The sequence below is a fragment of the Mesorhizobium sp. M0514 genome, from assembly GCF_040321145.1.
Taxonomy (GTDB): domain Bacteria; phylum Pseudomonadota; class Alphaproteobacteria; order Rhizobiales; family Rhizobiaceae; genus Mesorhizobium.
On the sequence record NZ_JAMYQZ010000019.1, the window covers coordinates 24300 to 41810 of the forward strand.

Here is a 17511-nt window from a genome sequence, read left to right on the forward strand (position 1 = left end):
GCGGGGGTCCTGTGAGACCGGCAGCTTATTTGCGGGAAACGGAATGACGAGGAAACTGGAATATCTGAACGAGATCGAGCGCTGCGTCTCCTGGCTCGCAGCCTGGACGATCCACCACGCCAACCACGTCCGCGAGGGCGATGAGATCAAGGTCGGGGGGCATCAGGCCTCGTCCGCGTCGCTGAGCACCATCATGACCGCGCTCTACGGTTCGGTCCTACGCCCGCAGGATCGGGTGGCGGTCAAACCCCATGCGGCGCCGATCTTCCACGCACTTCAGTATCTGGCGGGCAACCAGACTCACGAAAAGCTCATGAACTTCCGCGGCTACAAGGGCGCGCAGAGCTACCCTTCGCGGACGAAGGATGTCGACGATGTCGACTTCTCGACCGGGTCGGTGGGTCTCGGCGTTGCTCAGACGCTGTTCTCGTCGCTGGTGCAGGACTACGTCTCGGGTCACGGCTGGATGAAGGAGCGTGCCGAGGGCCGAATGGTCAGCCTGATCGGCGACGCCGAGATGGATGAGGGCAACATCTACGAGGCCCTGATCGAAGGCTGGAAGCACGGGCTCAGGAACTGCTGGTGGGTGGTCGACTACAATCGCCAGTCGCTCGACGCCGTGATCCGGGAGGGCCTCTGGCAGCGGTTCGAGCAGATTTTTGGCAACTTCGGCTGGGACGTGATGGTCCTGCGCCACGGCGCTCTGCAAGAGGCTGCCTTTGCCGAGCCGGGGGGCGAGAAGCTGCTCGAGTGGATAGAGCGCTGTCCGAACCAGCTCTATTCGGCGCTGACCTTCCAAGGGGGTGCTGCCTGGCGCAAGCGGCTGCTCGACGAGATCGGAGACCAAGGGCGGGTAACCACTCTGATCGAACGCCGCTCCGACGACGAGTTGCAGGCGTTGATGACGAACCTTGGCGGGCATGACATGCCGAGCCTCCTCGAAGCCTTCGAGGCGGCGTCCAAGCATGACCGTCCCGTCTGCTTCATCTGTTACACCATCAAGGGCTACGGTCTGCCGCTTGCCGGACACAAGGACAACCACGCGGGGCAGATGACGCCCACGCAGATGGAGGACTACCGCCTGCAGATGGGCGTAAAGCGGGGTGAGGAGTGGGACAAATGGGCGGCCGCCAACTTGCCGGAAGCGGAACTTGACGCCTTCTTCGCAAAGGCGCCGTTCTTCAGTGAGGGCCGTAGGAGGCTGTCTGCGCCGTCGGTGCCGGTGCCCGAAACCCTTCCGTCACCGGGGCAGCCCGGCAAGCCGCTCTCGACCCAGATGGGCTTCGGCCAGATCCTGAACGACATCGCACGAGAGCGCAGTCTGCTTGCCGACCGCATTGTCACCACCTCGCCCGATGTGACGGTCTCGACCAATCTCGGTGGCTGGGTCAACCGGCGCGGCCTTTTCGCCCGGGAGACCATGGCGGACACCTTCAAGGCCGAACGCATTCCGTCGACCTTTACCTGGGAATTTGGGCCGAAGGGGCAGCACCTCGAGCTCGGGATCGCCGAGTCGAACCTGATGATCATGCTCGGGGCGCTCGGTCTCTCGCACTCGATTAATGGCGTGCGCCTACTGCCGATCGGGACAGTCTATGATCCCTTCATCTACCGATCGGCCGACCAGCTAAACTACGCCTGCTATCAGGATGCGCGCTTCATGCTGGTCGCAACGCCCTCGGGCGTGACGCTGGCGCCCGAGGGCGGGGCACACCAGTCGATCGGCACCCCATTGATCGGCATGGCGCAGGATGGGCTTTGCGCCTTCGAACCGGCCTTCGTCGACGAACTGTCCGTGATCATGCGCTTTGCCTTCGATTACATGCAACGTAATGGCGAGGGGAATCCGGATGAAACGACGTGGCTGCGTGATCAGACCGGAGGATCGGTCTATCTTCGCCTGTCAACCCGGCCGCTCGAGCAGCCGCTGCGCGACATGAAACCGGCGCTCGCGCGGGACATCGTCAATGGCGCCTATTGGCTGCGTCCGCCCGGGCCGAACGCGAGTGTCGTCATTGCTTACCAAGGCGTTGTCGCGCCGGAGGCGATTGCCGCGACGGGTCTTCTGGCGGAGGACCGGCGCGATGTCGGGCTGCTCGCGATCACCTCCGCGGACCGGCTTAATGCGGGCTGGCAGGCGGCGGAACGAGCCCGGCAGCGTGGCGCGATTGGCGCCCTGAGTCATATCGAGCGGCTGCTCGCGCCGCTATCGCGTGACTGCGGCATCGTCACCGTGATCGACGGCCACCCGGCGACGCTCGCGTGGCTCGGTGGGGTTAACGGGCATCGCGTGAAGGCGCTCGGGGTCGAGCATTTCGGCCAGACGGGGACTATTGCGGACCTCTACCGTCACCACGGCCTGGACACCAACGCCATCGTACATGCGGCACAGGCGGTGAGTGCGGGACCGGCTGTTCGCTACCGGAAGGCGCTGCCTTGACCATGAGCTATCGGACGCTTCGGGCCGGTACGGATCGGCTCACGTCCACCGCCCCGCCATTTCCACGGGCGTTCCGGTTCGCTTCAAAGCGGACAGCTGCCAGGGACACTGTGGACGTTCTGATCGCGCTAGAGTAGCTCGTGCGACCCCCAGGGTCACCTGGAATACGCAGGGAGGCGGCTTTTATTTAGCCTTGCGTCCAATTACGAATTCGATCCAATCCAGTCCGGAGCAAAAGCTCCGCGTCCTCCCGATTTTCGGCTTCGACGTAGCACCGCATTTCCGGGGCATTTCCGGATGGACGCAAATGCAAGACACGCTTATCCGCGAGAGTGATACGAAGCCCGTCAACATCGCTAACCTTGCTTACCACTCCAATCGACCCGACGAAGGCGGCGATGTTAGTTTCCGCTGTACGAAGGTATGTCATGAGGCGAGTGCTGCTTTCGACGGAAAAATTTTCCAAGCGATCCGCCACCGCCGCTGGCAATTGAAAGGAACTGCCAATCTCCGACAGTGGCTGCCCACTTGTATTAACAAGGGAAAGTGCCGCAAGGATGGGGAGAAAACTGTCGCGTGTGGGTAGCGCTCGCAGTTTAGTTCCGTTCGGGTCAAAGTCCGTGCCGGTCAACAAACCACCGTTTGCTTCGAAACCAACCACGCGCTCGTGACCCGACGCAACCAAATCGAGCATGGCAGCAATAACAAATGGCGATCCAACCTTAGTACGTACAACTTTGAAAGAACCTGCGGTCTCGATACCAGAGTTTGATGTGACCGGCGTGACGACCGCCTTCGCTTGCAGGAAGTTCGCCGTAACCAGGCCTAACAAATCACCACGAAGGGGGTCTCCGTGGTCGTCAGCTACCAGTGGGCGGTCACCATCGCCATCTGCCGAGACGATCGCATCAAGTCGATGTTCTTTGGCCCAGAGCTTGAACTGTTGAGCAGTCTCGTCAGGGACCGCTTCAGTGTCGACAGGAATGAAACCTTCCGAACGTCCAAGGGTTACGGCCGTCGCACAGTGACATGAGAGAATGTCAACCAAGAGATCGCGCGCGACTGTGCTGTGCTGATATACGCCCACCGTTAAGCCCTTTAGAGCATTATTCTCCATAAGCTTTCGATTGCGCGCCATGAAAAAAGCCTTGCATTCGGCCTCCCGGTGCTGCCGACGTGCAACAGCACCTTCAAGGACGTATCCGCGCTTCTCCAACTGCAAGGCGATGCGCGTTATCTCCCGCTCATCACCTTTGTCGATCTCACCGTCGGGTCGATAGAATTTTATTCCATTACGGTCGGCCGGAATGTGCGAGCCTGTGATCATCAAACAACCACTCTTACGCGCCTGAGCATACAGTGCCAGGGCAGGGGTGGGGACTGCGCCGCAATCGACTACGATGAAGCCGAGCGCCGACAGTGCCGCCGCACAGACGGCGGCGATGGCCGGACTCGAGGCGCGAAAGTCGCGCCCTATGAGCATCTCGTCGCCAATTCTCGCCAGGCCGGATTCCAGCAGGAATGTCGCGAATGCCGTTGCATATAGGGCAGAGGCGGCTCCTGCCAATTCTGTCGCTAGGCCCCGTAATCCACTTGTTCCGAATTTCATACCAAATCCGACGTTGCTAACTGGTTTTTAAAGGTGACATGCTCAAACCTTGGCTCGTCCGGAATGCCCATCGACAGATCCGTCGGACGAGAACAAGAAGTACATTCCGTTAGCGTAGACGCGTTCGGTTCTGTACGGTTACCCTTGTGAGGATTGGCGCGGTCGGCGTCGTCGTGGGCAGCGCACCGTGACCTTCATGGCGACGAGGTTGGAGCGGATGGGGTTGAGATCCGGCAGGGCTCCTCGCGGCTGGCTCACATGAGCGCTCGCCATCGAGTGATTGTCTCAGTCCACATTAGCTCTGGGTCCCGAAAGCGCGTACAGGCCTGAGACGCAGCAAATCCTTTTATTTATCGCCGTTCGGTGTAGCTCCCGTTCAGAAATGCATGATAGGCACTCTCGATGCCTTCCATGAGAGTGATCTTTGCTGCCCATCCCAAAGTGCGCAGCTTGTCGACGCTCATCAGCTTTCGCGGTGTACCGTCAGGTCTAGAGTGATCATGCGCAATCTCCCCAGTAAATCCGACTACACGGCAGATCATTCTTGTCAGCTCTAGGATCGTGATGTCCTGTCCGCAGCCGAGATTGACGTGATCATGGTCAGAGTAGTTCTTCAGAAGGAAGACTAATGCGTCGGCGCAGTCGTCGACGTGCATGAATTCCCGACGTGGTGTGCCCGTGCCCCAGATGGTGATTTGCTTATCACTTATGAGCTTAGCTTCATGCGCTTTCCGGATCAGCGCTGGGACGACGTGGCCTGACTGCAAGTCATAATTGTCGCCTGGCCCGTAGAGATTCGTCGGCATAGCGGAGATGTAATCGCGGCCATATTGCTCGCGATAGGCTTGAGCCATTTTGATGCCGGTGATCTTGGCGACGGCGTAGCATTCGTTGGTGCGCTCTAGTGGCCCGGTCAAAAGCGCGCTTTCAGGAATGGGCTGTGGTGCCATCTTCGGATAGATGCAAGACGAGCCGAGGAAGAGGACGCGGTCGACATTGTTTTCGTGGGCTGCCGCGAAGATATTGGCCTCGATCATCAGATTGTCGTAAAGAAAGTCGACCGGATAGGTGGCGTTCGCGAGAATGCCGCCTACCTTTGCCGCCGCCATAACGATAGCGTCCGGTTTCATCACTGCCACGAAGTTTTCAACTTCGGCCTGTCGCTTGAGATCTAGCTCTCCCCGAGGGGCGGCCACAACTTTGCAGTCTTCGGACGCGAGGCGGCGTACAACAGCGCTGCCCACCATACCTTTATGGCCAGCGACCCACACGGTTTTTCCGTTCAGATCATACATTACGCTTCCTTCATGACTACAGATGTCTGCATGACCTTCAGGTCTTCGCGGACCATTTCCGCAGCAAGGTCGCGCACGGATATCTCATGCACCCAGCCGAGCTTCTCCTTCGCCTTGGTAGCGTCACCCAGGAGAAGATCGACTTCCGTGGGGCGGAAGTAGCGTGGGTCCACTTGGACTAGGCATCTGCCGCTCGCTAGATCATAGCCCTTTTCGTCGACACCCTTGCCACGCCATTCGATCTCGACGCCGACATCTTCGAAAGCCCACTCGACGAATTGGCGGACAGGAGTCGTTTTGCCCGTAGCCAGCACGTAATCATCCGGTTGATCCTGCTGCATCATCATCCACATACCTCGCACGTACTCACGCGCATGGCCCCAATCGCGTTGAGCATCGAGATTGCCGAGATAAAGCTTGTCCTGCTTGCCCAGGTAAATAGCAGCGGCAGCGCGGGTGATCTTGCGCGTCACAAAAGTTTCGCCACGAAGGGGGCTTTCGTGATTAAAAAGAATGCCGTTGGAAGCGTGCATACCATAGCCCTCGCGATAATTGACGACCATCCAGTAGGCGTAGAGCTTGGCGGCGGCGTAAGGGCTGCGCGGATAAAAGGGCGTCGTTTCGTTCTGCGGTACGGACTGCACGAGGCCGTATAGCTCTGACGTCGAGGCTTGATAGAAGCGGGTCTTGTCCGTCAGACCGAGGAGGCGAATCGCCTCAAGAAGTCGCAATGTACCGATACCGTCCGCGTTTGCTGTGTACTCAGGTGTTTCGAAAGACACCTGGACATGGCTCTGAGCAGCCAAGTTGTAAATTTCGTCTGGCTGAGATTCCTGAACCACGCGGATGAGGTTAGTCGAATCAGTGAGATCACCGTAATGCAAGATTAAGCGCGGATCGGATTCGTGCGGGTCTTGGTAGAGGTCTTCGATACGACCGGTGTTGAAGGAAGAGGAACGTCGCTTAATCCCATGAACGATGTAGTCTTTTTTGAGAAGAAGACGGGCAAGATAGGCACCATCCTGTCCAGTTATGCCCGTAATAAGAGCAACTTTCCTGCTATCACCCATTCTATTCCTGCTCTATTAAAGTTTAAAGTTTCGGCTCCGGCTCGCCACGCCGACACAATGTGCGGCCCGCCCCGTGCCCTATGGAGCACTTCGACAGATGCGGCGCGAAGATCGTCATTGACGGTCCGCCAGCCGAGCACACCTGCTCTGCTTAGAGTCACGAGCAAAAATAGAGTCGCGCCGCTAACCTGTCGGACTCGTACACGCGGTCTGAGTGCCGCTCAGCTCACGCCCTGAGCGACATGTACTCCCAGCACCTTGCAGCTGATTTGCTCTTCTATCAGCGAGTGAGGACGCCTTTCTTTCTTGCTTCAGCGTCTTCTAATGGGAATTGTTTGGATCCGTGAAATCGATTGTTTGGATAAAGTGCATCCACAGAATGGATGGTCTGAGCGAGCGGCGGGGGCATCGCCGGCCCGGAGTCGTAGCGCGAGCTTCCGTTCGGGGCGAGGACAAAGTTCGTGGCCGCGAGCCGTCACCACAGCATCCGGCACAGGTCGTGCAGAACTTTGGGAGCCGACTGCGGATTCTGTCGATCAGCTGGTTCCAGGCGCGTCGAGCCGTCGACCTCATCTCGCCCGGTACCGGTTGCTGTATGCAGCCTTGCACCCTTGGCGTACGGCGTCGACGGAATGATTTTCTTCGGCAGGCCGTGTCGTAGCGTTCCGGCTGTTTCGGCTCTATTGACCGGGCCCGCGTCAGCCGAGCCCCTTCATCATGGCATCCAACACATGGATGGCCGGCATCCACTCAATAGATTTTACATATGCCGCGGAGGCCCAGTAGAGAAGGCTGAACCGGAAGCGAGGGCAACCCCAAGCAAGGGCATCGGCTTCAAGCTTTGCGAGCGTCACGGGATTAGTGGGCAGTGCCGAGTGAGCTCTTCTGCCCTATGGCCCGGCCTCTGCCAAGGGCCCGGCGACAGGGTCTACTAGTGTCGACTAAGGATTCCAAACCGGATGCAACCTCCTCTCCGAAACGAGATTTCCGAAAATGCATGTTAGTGGATTGGAAAAGCGCCGGTTCGTCGTCTCTCGGAGGCGTACGGGGTTCGGTGATTGTCTGTGGTCGTTGGCGGCCGCTTGGCGCTACGCGCAGCGGTCGGGACGAACTCTAGTCATCGACTGGCGGGGGGCCTGCTACCTCGACCAACCCTTAACAAATGCGTTTCCGGTGTTCTTCCAGCCGATCAATGACATCGCTGGGGTGCCGGCTATTTCCGACGACCGGATCAACGACGTTTCCTTCCCTGGTCCATTCTTCCCGGAGTGGTGGAACAGGCCGGCGATCGAGTGCCTGTACCGGCCAGATGAGCAGATTTTCCAAGAGCGCGATGAGTTGGGCGAGCTCTTTCAGGCCGAACACGATGTCGAAGCGAACACAGTAGTGTGTGACGCTTGTCTGATGTGGCGGTGCGATGAGGATGCAGAGCGGCAGGTGTTCCAAAGTGTCCAGCCTCGGCCAGAAATTCAAGCCCGCATAGATGCCATTTATCAGGAATGTTTTGAGGGGCACAGCATCATCGGGATTCATGTTCGGCACGGTAACGGTGAAGACATCATGGAGCATGCGCCCTACTGGGCCGATCCGGAGCTCGCCGTTCGGCAAGTGTGCGCTGCAATTGACAAGGCTAAGGCGTTACCGCATCCTAGGCCTGTGCGGCTGTTCTTATGCACGGACAGCGCGCGGATACTGGATCTTCTGTCGGCCAGGTTTCCCGATCTGCTCACTGTCCCGAAGCACTTCGGATCCAATCAAGGTGGCCCCTTACACACTGCAGCACTCGGGATTGACGGCGGAATTTCCGCCCTCGTTGAGATGTATCTTCTCGGGCGCTGCGATACCGTAATTCGGTTTCCCCCGACGAGCGCCTTTACACGATATGCACGCCTTTTCGCACCACGGGTAATTGAATTCGATCTGAAAGAGCCAAGTCGTTTGACTTTGATAGAAGGCAGCCAAGTCTCTGATCTCAGTTAAGACCCGCCACCTGCGCAATTCGGCAGACGCAACCAACAGGCATAGTTGAATGCGCATTTCTCACCGACGCCAGTGGAGGCGTCGTACATTACCGATAGCGTCGTCATCTGACGCCGCCTGCAACGCGCCAGAACTGCGCCGTTACGCGGGGGCCGCAGACAAGCCAGAGCGACGGCGATCGTGACGCTGACGCTCGAAAGACGCGGGCGATCACTCCAGAGACGAAATTGAGGTTGGTTATGAAAGTGATTCCCGTGATCATCAGCGGCGGAGCCGGATCGCGGCTATGGCCCGCCTCAAGGCAATCGCACCCCAAACCTTTCCTCAAAGTAGCGGATGGATATTCTCTCATTCAGCAAACTGTGCTGCGCGCCGCTTCGATAGAAGGTGTCGTGGAACTCGTCGCTGTGACATCTGGGGAACACCTCTTCCTGACCAAGGACGAATTTGACGAACTGGATTCCGTGGTCCTGCCACGCACCTTTCTACTCGAGCCCGAAGCTCGGGATACGGCCGCCGCCGTGGCGGCAGCCGCGATCCATGCGAGGGCCACGCAAGGCCCTGACGCGATTCTGTGCGTCTTCCCGGCCGATCACCTGATTGGCAACTTGCCTGCGTTTCTAGACGTCATGGGCGTGGCCATGGAACATGCGAAGCTCGGGCGGATCGCCACATTGGGCATCACTCCAACCAGACCGGACACAGCATTCGGCTACATCGAAGCAGATGGTGAGAACGTCGTCCGTTTCGTTGAAAAACCGGATCTGAATACTGCCAAAGCCTATGTCGCGTCCAAATGCTTCTTCTGGAACGCCGGCATCTTCTGCTTCAGTGCACAAACCATGCTCGACGAGATGGCTTTGCATTGTCCCGAGGTGCTCCAGGCCGTCGCCGACAGCTACGAGAATGGCCGCGCCAGTCAATGCCAAGGCTTTGCCAAAATCGAACTCGCGCCTGAGCATTTCGGTTCCGCGCCGCGAATCTCGCTCGACCACGCTGTCATGGAGAAGACTAACAGACTTGCCGTGATTCCGTGCGACATGGATTGGAACGACGTCGGATCTTGGAACGCAATGGCCGATTTGATCGCCCCCGACGAAAGCGGGAACAGGATACGCGGCGATGTGCACATGGTCGACACGACCGGCACCTATGTGAGCTCCGAGAAGCGCGTCATCGGCACGGTGGGTATAAGCGATCTGGTGATCGTGGATTCCCCGGACGCTTTGCTTGTCACATCCCGCGACCGCGTTCAGGACGTTAAGAAGCTCTTCGAGGGCCTCAAGGCTTCGGGACATGAAGCTCATCTGGTCCATAGCACGGTACACCGGCCGTGGGGTACCTATACGGTTCTGGAGGAAGGCGAGCGCTTCAAGATCAAACGCATCGAGGTGAAGCCCGGTCGCCAGTTGAGCCTGCAGATGCACTATCATCGTTCGGAGCACTGGGTCGTGGTCAGCGGCTCCGCCAAAATCGTCAATGGCGAGCAGGAGCTGTTCCTGGGGACAAACGAATCTACCTACATCCCCTGCGGCCATAAGCATCGGCTCGAGAACCCAGGCAGAATTGACCTGGTGATCATTGAAGTGCAGAGCGGCGATTATCTCGCCGAGGATGATATCGTTCGCTTCGACGACGAATATGGTCGAACGTAGATAGCAGTACAAAAAACGTTAACGGCGAGCCGTCCCTCAAGGATCTCTGTCGTGGGTACTGGGCCTGACATTGGCAAGCAGCGGCCCGAGCGTGTCATAATCCGCCCCGCACTCTCATCAGGCACTCGATCGTGGCCCAAAACATCGGTGAGCGCTTGACAGCGCGCCGTCCGCGGTAACGAAGACTTCAGATCTTTCTTAGGCGGACCCGTTGCTCAGCTGTTCAACGGCACAGCCGTATTTCAGCCTGTAGGCGGCAATGAAATCCTCATCGCTGCAGATGCAGCGGCCGCTGGAATCTTTGGCTTTCGGATCATGGAGGTGAGAACCAAGGGGGCGCAGTAGATTCACGCGAGTGCTGGTTGTCGGACTCATCGGAAAACCCGCACTATGCTTGACCAGGTCTGCGGCAAGCATGATCCCGGCAAGCGCTGATTGAAAGGCCATCGGAACCACGGTTCGAACGAGACGACTTCCTTCGCTAAGCTGGAACACCAGACCGCCGCAGATAGCCTGCTGATAAAAGGAACGGAGGGGCTGGCCAACAAACGCGGCGAGCGGCTCAAACGGCACAACCATCGCCGTAGCCACCCGAGCTACGAACTCATTGGGGACTCCGGTATTGGACTGCAGGAGCGTTTTTACCTCATCTTGTGCTTCCGGCATTCCGAGTTCCTCCGCGACCAGTTGGTGTTCGTCCTTGGATTTGCCGGTCGGCATGTACATGCAGCAAAGGCAAGCCTGGCCGTCATCGAAACCATGCCGCGAGATGCCTAGATCTTGCTCCTGAGTCCAGGCGTTCGCGATCCATCGAGGCAGAGCACCTTGGACAGCTAGACGGTCGGCGGCGGTGTCAAGCGCCACACCCACTCGGTCGAATACCCAGTCGCTCCGGCGCGCGACATATTCTGCCCACTTCATAGGGTGCGCCTCGACTTCAAGGGCGGTGGACCGAAGGGCGTTGGTTGCGAGGGCCGCCTTAGAGAGGCCGACCTCCGCCTGACCTGCCAACACGTAGCGCTGCAGGTTTGAGAGTTCGACAGCTTCGTGATCAACTACATGCAGGCGCCCCGACAGACCGGATTGCCTCGCCAGCGCCCAGAGCGAGCCATGGCCTATCGCGCCGAGCCCAACGAGGTGCGTTTCGCCAAGGTCGACAGGGAAGTTCAAGGGGCTGGAATCGCCGGCGTTGCTCTTGTTGTAGGTGCGTAAAGAGAGGTCGATGTTCTCGTCCAGCTCGGCGCCGGTCAGCTGGGAAGCAAAGATGGTTCGAAAGACGTTGGCCGCGGCGAAGCAGCTTGCGGCGCCAGCTCCATAGGGCAGCAAGCTCGAGCCAGAGCCCACCGGGTCCGTACGCGACAGCTTTGCCGCCCAACCCTGCGATCCCATGAAAAACGTTGGGCACCGAAGTGATGGGTGCACCGCGCCTGCAGCTACACAGACCGTCGCAAACTTGCCGGAATGCCGGATGCTGATTTTGGATTGATCGACTTTGCCAAGCGCTCGAGCGCTTGGGCTTGAGAGCTCGCGGCCATATCCAGGGGGAGTATGGCCAGAACCGGATACAGTCTGGCAAGCAACCTGACCGTAAGGTCAAGCGTCGCCTGGCCCTCGGCACACGAAGCGGCTTGGCTGTCGAAGGCGACAGCCACGACCTGCTTTTCGAGAGCCGCTTTGAAGTCAGCGAGATGAAAGTCGGCCAGGACCTGAGATGCTGCCGTGGCGGCGCGGTCGATGAAATTAGCAAGGGCCATCGTTAGCTCGTTATCGTCATCATTCGCGCCAGTGCCGCAGGCGGGACTTCATTCCAGTTCGCCTTTCCGTCAAGTCGATAGGCGGCGACGCGAGCAAGATCGAAAGGCTCGCGGGCGAAATTCGGCACTACCAGCGACAGACACCCAACGGTAGTAGCGACCGCATAAGCGTCGTCGGTCGTCGAATGGTAGGCGCGGCCCGCATGGCTATGGATCTGGGCCAAAAGTTGCAAGCCGCGCTTATAGAGCCAGACATTGAGCCGGTGCAGTTCTTCGGCCGGAACAATCACGCAAACGCCATCGCTTGTTCGGATGTGGCGCTGCGTTGGGATAACTGTCTCCGTTACGCCAAAGTGCTGGTCTTGCTGAACGCCGACCCAGAGCGCCATTCCCTCATTGCCCTCGCGACCAACTGAGCGCAGATGCGCCTGCACACGCGAAACGCAGTCTCGAGGGAGAGTGACTGTCCTGACATCCTCCAGCGCGGTCATTCTGGAATCGCCTGAGGTGATACCAGCAGTCCCCCCACCGACATTTGAAGCTGAATCTGCAGCTGCTCCACGGGCCCAGTCCCGTACTTGATGATCTTGTCCAAGATGAAGGCCAAACAGCCTTCGCCAGAACCCCGATGAAGTAGCCATGGGTCACCTGAATGGGCTGGGTTATCGTGGTACTCCCGGACTCCTGCCATGCACAGGAATGGCAGATCTTCGGGACTGTTGGCCTGGATGAAGTCCGTCAGTGGCACGGCGTTCTGCTGGATGAGATTAGAAATGATTTCCGGCGAGGTTCCGGGCAGCTGCGGACGTCTGAGCATTTTCACGGCTAGATCCTTCCGGGCAATCGGCTGACGCGTTAACAGATCGACGAAGACCACGGACGGTGGTCTCAAGTCATAGTTTGTGAAGTCGATCTCGATGGCTGCGCCGATAACCCGTGGTTTTAACTTAGGGCTTGCAAATATGAAGAAAGCGCTCGGGAAGCTCGCCTCGATCAAGAAGCATCCTTGAGCGCGATAGGCATCAGCATATGGCCGGAACCAGCCGATCTGCCGATCGAACTTCGCTCGGGAGACCTCCGGGTCCGCAGTTTGGAGTTCAGGCACCTGCGATACCCGCCTTCAGGCTGAGAAACAGGGTCACAGTGTTCGCGAAACCGAAATCGCCAATCTTCTTGTCGACGTCGAGCAAGGTGCCGGCCTCATCCTTGAATTCCCAATTCTCGGCCGGTTGGGCGACGTTCTGCGTATGCTCAAGTGCTTTGGTGCGAACGACGTGAAGCGGCTGGTTGGGATTGGCTTCGACCTGGGTGGGCTGCCCGTTCACCACCACCGTGATCTCGATCTTCCCGGGGCCGCCGCCGTGATTTTCGCCCTTGCCCGAATCCTTCGACATTGCCCTACTCCTGTGGCGTACCAATGGCCCCCAAGGCGCCAGTGCAGACCTGCTGGTGAGCGGGCTGGCGGTCTTCAATCGTCCACTCGGCACCACGAACCGCGAGTACGCGAAAGACAGGGACAAGCTACCGAATCGGTGCTGTCTTCTTTTATGCGGGACTTGAGCGGCAAGTAAACTGGCCGAAACTGCTCTTCAAACTATAATCGATTAGAGCATTGATAAAATATTGGCGCCGTACCTAATTGCGCAACCACCGGCTTGGCAGGACCAGCTTCTCGTTTGCGACGACCCGTGCGCTCGAAAAGCCAAGTTTCAAGTCTTCTCGCGTACTTGCGAAATCGATGCTCCCGATGGGCAGCACGCAGTGCACGAGCGCGTAATCACCCGGACGGTCGCGCGGCCGCGCGGGACGCAGCATGACGTACCGGATTTCTATGTTCGCAAGGCCCGGCTGGCGATTGAGGTGGCCTGGGCCGAGGGTTCGCGTGCCCGAATCCTGGCCGAACCGGGCTAGCTGCGCTACCCAATCGGCTACACGTTGGCGGGACCCGAAACGCATGCGCCCACACAGCAAGCCACAAAGCTGAAGCCTTTGTTCGCGGGCCAGTGAGCGCTTTAGCGTCGCGGGAAGGTGGCGGGAACGACTGGGATCGGCGCTTTGCTGCCTGGAAGCAATGGGCCGGAAGGCGAACTGACAGTTTTCGGGCGCGGGTGTCACCGAATCGGACATCAAACACCTGACCGGCCAGCCCGCGCCGCTCGTTATCGGACGCAAAGGGTGCGGAATAATGCGCGGCGAAGCCGCTGCGCCGCCAGTCATGGCGTGGTCGATCCGGCCCTCGATCCATTCGGCAAGCACGTTGACCTCATCGATCGCCTTTTCCAGCCCGGTCGAACTGATCTTGATCGTCGGCATCAACAACGATGCGAGCGAACCTCCTTCAGAGGTGAGCGCCGGCTCTATGTCGCTGACGAAGAATGGTCGTGGATGCTTATCGAGCGTCGCCTTGTCATGGGTCACCAGGAATGACGTCAGATCCTCGCCATGCTGGCCGCGATTTGCGAGGTAGAGCGATCTGCTCGATCAGCGCGCGATCGGCGGGACAATCGCTCCAATCGGTATCGAGAATCTCGCCCAACGCCTCGAAGTAGGCCGGCACGAAACCGCCACGGAACGCAGCCTTCTTGTTCTGGAACGAAAAGCCAATCACGCGGTTCGCTAGCGTGTGGAAATAGAGCTTCAGCGCGTCCGACAGCATCGAGATGCAGGCGAGGCCGAGCACCTCCAGCACTGTGTCGGCATCCATCCATTCCTCAAGGAAGGCGGGCTCGCCGTCCTCGCTATAGGGCGGATTGTCGAACGGTGGGAGCTGGTTCTCGATGCGATGTTGCACATCGACGAAGGCCTTTGCGCTCTCCGAATAGAAGAAGCGGACGAACGCCGTGCGGCTTTTCAGGAAATAGCGCGCGTCCATCCGAGCCTTCCGATCTACCGTTAGAGCTTTGATGGCTGGTCGACGCCGAGGCGCCAGAATCCTTCGGTGAGGGGCTGCAGCGCGCCTTCCGCCATCGCGTCGTCAACGACCTCACTAAGATGGCCGGATCCTGCCAGGCGGGCCCGACAGAATAGCCGTCGCCGAGGATCAAACGGTAGTCCTTGATCCCCGTCATCGTCGCCATAACAATCCACGGTCCTTCGATCCCATGAGGCCGCAGTCTCGCGATCAAGCTCACCACTGCGCCAAGCAGGTGATCAACGACATACTTTGGCCAGATGATCTTCTTCCCATCAACCTCGCGGCCAATCGCCCAGGCAAGGTCGACATAGCCGATCCGGTGATTGACCGACCAGGCGCGCGCCCTGCTCCTGATCGACATCGACAAGGACGATCAGTCCGTCTAGCCCAACCATGTAGTGGATGCCGCCCATGGGCTCTGGCGGAAGGACGGCATAGTCCCGTGAGACAGAGATATCCCGCGCCTCGCGAAGCACAGACAGCGGCGCGATGGTCAGGATGAGCGTTGGCCGATCGACGATGCGTCTCGACATGTCCTTGCCTGTAATCGCCTCGACCGCTTTGCGGTGGAGATCCCGGACGCGGTTCGGGAAATCTTGAGATGCGGCGAAGGCTTGCCTGAGCTCGGTCGTGGTCATCTCGAAATTGCTCCTGTTAGCGCGCCGGAGGAAGCGGCTGCTCTTGTCGTATGTGACCCTATGGGGGGCGACGAGGCTGGCGCAGACGCGCATCACGAGTACGACGGTGCCGTCGGGCCGCGTTAGTTCCCGAGCGCGAACTGCGGGACACGGTGATCAACGAGCGTGCGTAACTGATCGTCGATGCGCCTCAACTCCTGGTCAAGCCCGATCCGGCCGATCCCGACCACTTCGGCGGCGACGCCGTTCTTGTCGTCGCGCACGCCGATGATGATATCGCCGCCATCGGTATTTGCGAACGCGGTCACATCGGCGAGGAAATCCCGGACGCCCTTGTGGTCGCCTGCCGGGAGCGCTTCCTTGAAATCCAGCGTTCGGCTCTCGCTACGCCGGAAAGTCACCAGCGCCTCGATTTCGTCAAGCGTGATCTGATCCAAGGGGCGTTCGATCATGGCGCTGCATAGCATCGTGGGGCTATCAAGTCTGCTTCCTAGATCCCGTTTCCCAAAGCTGCCAGACCGTAACGGCCCAATGCTGCCGGGCGGCAATGCGCCTCCATGTCAGACGTTGACCCCAACCTTGCAGCTTCCCGTTAGCTGATATCCCAAGCGAACTCGCTACAGTCGCGGTTGTACGATTATGACATCGTGGCTTAGGCCCGCATAAGAGCGGTCTTCACCTCACCCCGACCGATCAGCTTGGAAAAGCGGCGATAGTCCGAATGCTCGAATCGCCAGCGACCGGCGGAGATCGCAGGATGCACGCCAGCTTTCTGCGCCGCCTCCAAGACCTCCTCCGTGCTGCTGTCCTTGTCGATCCGCCTCCATATGGCAGGAGGTATAAGAGCGTTTCGTGCAAACGAGTCCGCCTCCGCTTCTATGGTTTCCGAACTCGCCACATCCAGATCGTCCAAAATGACCTGTCGATCAGAGCTCAAGTGGCAAACCACGTGAGAAAACTCATGCAACAGCGTAAACCAGAAATTGTCCAAACGATCGTGGCGAAGGGTCAGCGCTATCACTGGAACACCGTCTCCCCTGCACATCGCAGCACCGTCAAGGAATGTTCCTGGCATATGTTCCAATACAACTAATATTATTCCAATTCGATGTAGCTCAGAAAAAATACGAGCATTCCAGTCAGGAAATATGCTTATCTGTGCAAGTTGTCTGGCAGTTTTTTCCGGGTCACTTATGTCCATCTTCTTGATTTTGATTTTCTCAGCGCGCATCAATACCGCCGCACACCACGCTTCTAGCGCTGCCAAGTCCGTCTTGGCATTGGTACGTTCAGTCCTGGTCTTGCGCAACATGGCGACCGCAGGGGTAGAAGCTTTCGAACGCGATAAAAAGCCAGCGAGATTGTCTTTCGCTTTCATCACGCCAAGCTTCCGAAGCTTCCCCTCCGCCGCCATCGAGGTGCTCGAGGCACCCGTCGCAGGCTCGTGCTTGAACGAGCCGATCAGCGAAGCAACTGGAATGCCCAAGTGCTGGTGCAGTGCTCTGATCTGATCAACCGTCGGCTGTCGCTGGCCGTTGAGTATCTCGGAAACTCGAGATTTGCTTCCGAGATATGCCATCAGATCGCGTTGGGACAGTCCTGTCTGTGCCATGCGAAACTTGATCGCCTGAGAAGGGGTGGCTGCCTTGACGGGATGCTGTGATCGCTCCCATCGTTCGATGACGGCCTGCAGCACTTCGAGCTCGTCGCGATCCTTTGGGCTCTTATGCCCGAACAGCGCCGCGGCACGTTTGAGTGCCGATTGGTGGTCCTCGTGCGTACGTATAGGTCGAACCGTCATGTAACCTTGCTCCCTGTTTTGCCCTTGGCGCGTGCCCCGCTAGTCGCGCCCGCATATTCAATGAGAACCATCTGCGCCTCGCAGTCAGCGAGCAGATCGATCCGATAGCCACCGTCGAGTAGGATTCGGACCTTGATGCCATCGATGACGGCCGACGGGTAGAACTCAGCGATTTGATCCATCGATCGCCAGGACCCTGCCTCGAGCTCGGCAACCAGTGCCGGTACGGCTCCGTCAAGGCAGTCACGGGCACGACGCGCAAGTTCGTGCAACCTCGATATCCCCATCAGCTTCATGGCAACCGCGGCTCCATCGCAAAAAAGGTTCCCAAATGTGGGACGGCTATTGCGCTCGA

16 protein-coding genes and 1 pseudogene are annotated in these 17511 nt (G+C 58.7%); 3 read left to right on the plus strand and 14 right to left on the minus strand.

What is annotated here, in order from left to right; genetic code table 11:
* The first annotated feature begins 43 nt into the window (after window positions 1–43).
* Window positions 44–2440: a transketolase gene (locus tag NKI61_RS10565; protein WP_352839349.1), complete on the plus strand. Its 2397-nt coding sequence runs from the start codon at window positions 44–46 to the stop codon at window positions 2438–2440.
* Window positions 2441–2627: 187 nt separating this feature from the next.
* Here NKI61_RS10565 and NKI61_RS10570 read toward each other — a convergent pair whose 3' ends face one another.
* The 3 genes from NKI61_RS10570 to gmd all read right to left on the minus strand — a co-directional run bounded on the left by NKI61_RS10570 (window position 2628) and on the right by gmd (window position 6414).
* Entirely contained in the window at window positions 2628–4049 is a 1422-nt protein-coding gene (locus NKI61_RS10570) for a phosphomannomutase (RefSeq protein ID WP_352839351.1), read from the minus strand.
* A gap of 350 nt (window positions 4050–4399) precedes the next feature.
* Window positions 4400–5344 (minus strand): GDP-L-fucose synthase, encoded by a 945-nt coding sequence (gene fcl, locus NKI61_RS10575; RefSeq protein WP_352839352.1) that lies wholly within the window; start codon window positions 5342–5344, stop codon window positions 4400–4402.
* Window positions 5344–6414, minus strand: coding sequence for a GDP-mannose 4,6-dehydratase (gene gmd / locus NKI61_RS10580; RefSeq protein ID WP_023672397.1), 1071 nt, complete (start codon window positions 6412–6414; stop codon window positions 5344–5346). The genes fcl and gmd overlap by 1 nt, the downstream gene beginning before the upstream one ends.
* Before the next feature lie 993 nt (window positions 6415–7407).
* Between gmd and NKI61_RS10585 the strand changes: the two genes are divergently transcribed.
* Both NKI61_RS10585 and NKI61_RS10590 read left to right on the plus strand, forming a co-directional pair.
* Window positions 7408–8394: a nodulation protein NodZ gene (locus NKI61_RS10585; protein WP_352544195.1), complete on the plus strand. Its 987-nt coding sequence runs from the start codon at window positions 7408–7410 to the stop codon at window positions 8392–8394.
* 239 nt (window positions 8395–8633) lie between these two features.
* On the plus strand, window positions 8634–10049 hold the full coding sequence (locus NKI61_RS10590; RefSeq protein ID WP_352839353.1) for a mannose-1-phosphate guanylyltransferase/mannose-6-phosphate isomerase: 1416 nt from the start codon (window positions 8634–8636) through the stop codon (window positions 10047–10049).
* A gap of 198 nt (window positions 10050–10247) precedes the next feature.
* Here the strand turns inward: NKI61_RS10590 and NKI61_RS10595 are convergent, their stop codons facing one another.
* The 11 genes and pseudogenes from NKI61_RS10595 to NKI61_RS10645 all read right to left on the minus strand — a co-directional run bounded on the left by NKI61_RS10595 (window position 10248) and on the right by NKI61_RS10645 (window position 17452).
* On the minus strand, window positions 10248–11393 hold the full coding sequence (locus NKI61_RS10595) for a ThiF family adenylyltransferase (RefSeq protein WP_352839430.1): 1146 nt from the start codon (window positions 11391–11393) through the stop codon (window positions 10248–10250).
* A pseudogene (locus NKI61_RS10600) lies at window positions 11367–11803 on the minus strand (E2 ligase fold family C protein); the annotation flags it as partial. The gene NKI61_RS10595 and the pseudogene NKI61_RS10600, both read right to left, overlap by 27 nt.
* A 2-nt stretch (window positions 11804–11805) precedes the next feature.
* Window positions 11806–12294: a Mov34/MPN/PAD-1 family protein gene (locus tag NKI61_RS10605; RefSeq protein WP_352839354.1), complete on the minus strand. Its 489-nt coding sequence runs from the start codon at window positions 12292–12294 to the stop codon at window positions 11806–11808.
* Window positions 12291–12908 (minus strand): putative metal-binding protein, encoded by a 618-nt coding sequence (locus NKI61_RS10610; RefSeq protein WP_352839356.1) that lies wholly within the window; start codon window positions 12906–12908, stop codon window positions 12291–12293. The genes NKI61_RS10605 and NKI61_RS10610 overlap by 4 nt, the downstream gene beginning before the upstream one ends.
* Window positions 12901–13197 carry a DUF2604 domain-containing protein gene (locus NKI61_RS10615; protein WP_352839357.1) on the minus strand — a complete coding sequence of 99 codons (297 nt, stop codon included), beginning with the start codon at window positions 13195–13197 and terminating at the stop codon, window positions 12901–12903. Before NKI61_RS10615 ends, NKI61_RS10610 begins: the two co-directional genes overlap by 8 nt.
* A gap of 241 nt (window positions 13198–13438) precedes the next feature.
* Window positions 13439–14221, minus strand: coding sequence for a hypothetical protein (locus NKI61_RS10620; RefSeq protein WP_352839359.1), 783 nt, complete (start codon window positions 14219–14221; stop codon window positions 13439–13441).
* Window positions 14211–14675, minus strand: a complete 465-nt coding sequence (locus NKI61_RS10625; RefSeq protein ID WP_352839360.1) for a hypothetical protein — start codon at window positions 14673–14675, stop codon at window positions 14211–14213. Before NKI61_RS10625 ends, NKI61_RS10620 begins: the two co-directional genes overlap by 11 nt.
* Before the next feature lie 314 nt (window positions 14676–14989).
* Window positions 14990–15355, minus strand: coding sequence for a hypothetical protein (locus NKI61_RS10630; RefSeq protein ID WP_352839362.1), 366 nt, complete (start codon window positions 15353–15355; stop codon window positions 14990–14992).
* Between the two features lie 122 nt (window positions 15356–15477).
* Window positions 15478–15807: an AlbA family DNA-binding domain-containing protein gene (locus tag NKI61_RS10635; RefSeq protein WP_352839364.1), complete on the minus strand. Its 330-nt coding sequence runs from the start codon at window positions 15805–15807 to the stop codon at window positions 15478–15480.
* A gap of 200 nt (window positions 15808–16007) precedes the next feature.
* Window positions 16008–17156 (minus strand): helix-turn-helix domain-containing protein, encoded by a 1149-nt coding sequence (locus NKI61_RS10640; RefSeq protein ID WP_352839366.1) that lies wholly within the window; start codon window positions 17154–17156, stop codon window positions 16008–16010.
* A complete protein-coding gene (locus NKI61_RS10645; RefSeq protein WP_352839368.1) occupies window positions 17153–17452 on the minus strand; it encodes a hypothetical protein in 300 nt (99 codons plus the stop codon). The genes NKI61_RS10640 and NKI61_RS10645 overlap by 4 nt, the downstream gene beginning before the upstream one ends.
* Window positions 17453–17511 lie beyond the last annotated feature (59 nt).

Excerpts from the sequence above, each read along its gene's own strand:
- NKI61_RS10585 (WP_352544195.1), top strand. The coding sequence starts at position 7,408 with ATGCATGTTAGTGGATTGGAAAAGCGCCGGTTCGTCGTCTCTCGGAGG.
- NKI61_RS10630 (WP_352839362.1), bottom strand. The coding sequence starts at position 15,355 with ATGACCACGACCGAGCTCAGGCAAGCCTTCGCCGCATCTCAAGATTTC.
- gmd (WP_023672397.1), bottom strand. The coding sequence starts at position 6,414 with ATGGGTGATAGCAGGAAAGTTGCTCTTATTACGGGCATAACTGGACAG.
- NKI61_RS10615 (WP_352839357.1), bottom strand. The coding sequence starts at position 13,197 with ATGTCGAAGGATTCGGGCAAGGGCGAAAATCACGGCGGCGGCCCCGGG.
- NKI61_RS10625 (WP_352839360.1), bottom strand. The coding sequence starts at position 14,675 with ATGGACGCGCGCTATTTCCTGAAAAGCCGCACGGCGTTCGTCCGCTTC.
- NKI61_RS10605 (WP_352839354.1), bottom strand. The coding sequence starts at position 12,294 with ATGACCGCGCTGGAGGATGTCAGGACAGTCACTCTCCCTCGAGACTGC.
- NKI61_RS10570 (WP_352839351.1), bottom strand. The coding sequence starts at position 4,049 with ATGAAATTCGGAACAAGTGGATTACGGGGCCTAGCGACAGAATTGGCA.
- fcl (WP_352839352.1), bottom strand. The coding sequence starts at position 5,344 with ATGTATGATCTGAACGGAAAAACCGTGTGGGTCGCTGGCCATAAAGGT.
- NKI61_RS10565 (WP_352839349.1), top strand. The coding sequence starts at position 44 with ATGACGAGGAAACTGGAATATCTGAACGAGATCGAGCGCTGCGTCTCC.
- NKI61_RS10640 (WP_352839366.1), bottom strand. The coding sequence starts at position 17,156 with ATGACGGTTCGACCTATACGTACGCACGAGGACCACCAATCGGCACTC.
- NKI61_RS10645 (WP_352839368.1), bottom strand. The coding sequence starts at position 17,452 with ATGAAGCTGATGGGGATATCGAGGTTGCACGAACTTGCGCGTCGTGCC.
- NKI61_RS10590 (WP_352839353.1), top strand. The coding sequence starts at position 8,634 with ATGAAAGTGATTCCCGTGATCATCAGCGGCGGAGCCGGATCGCGGCTA.
- NKI61_RS10635 (WP_352839364.1), bottom strand. The coding sequence starts at position 15,807 with ATGATCGAACGCCCCTTGGATCAGATCACGCTTGACGAAATCGAGGCG.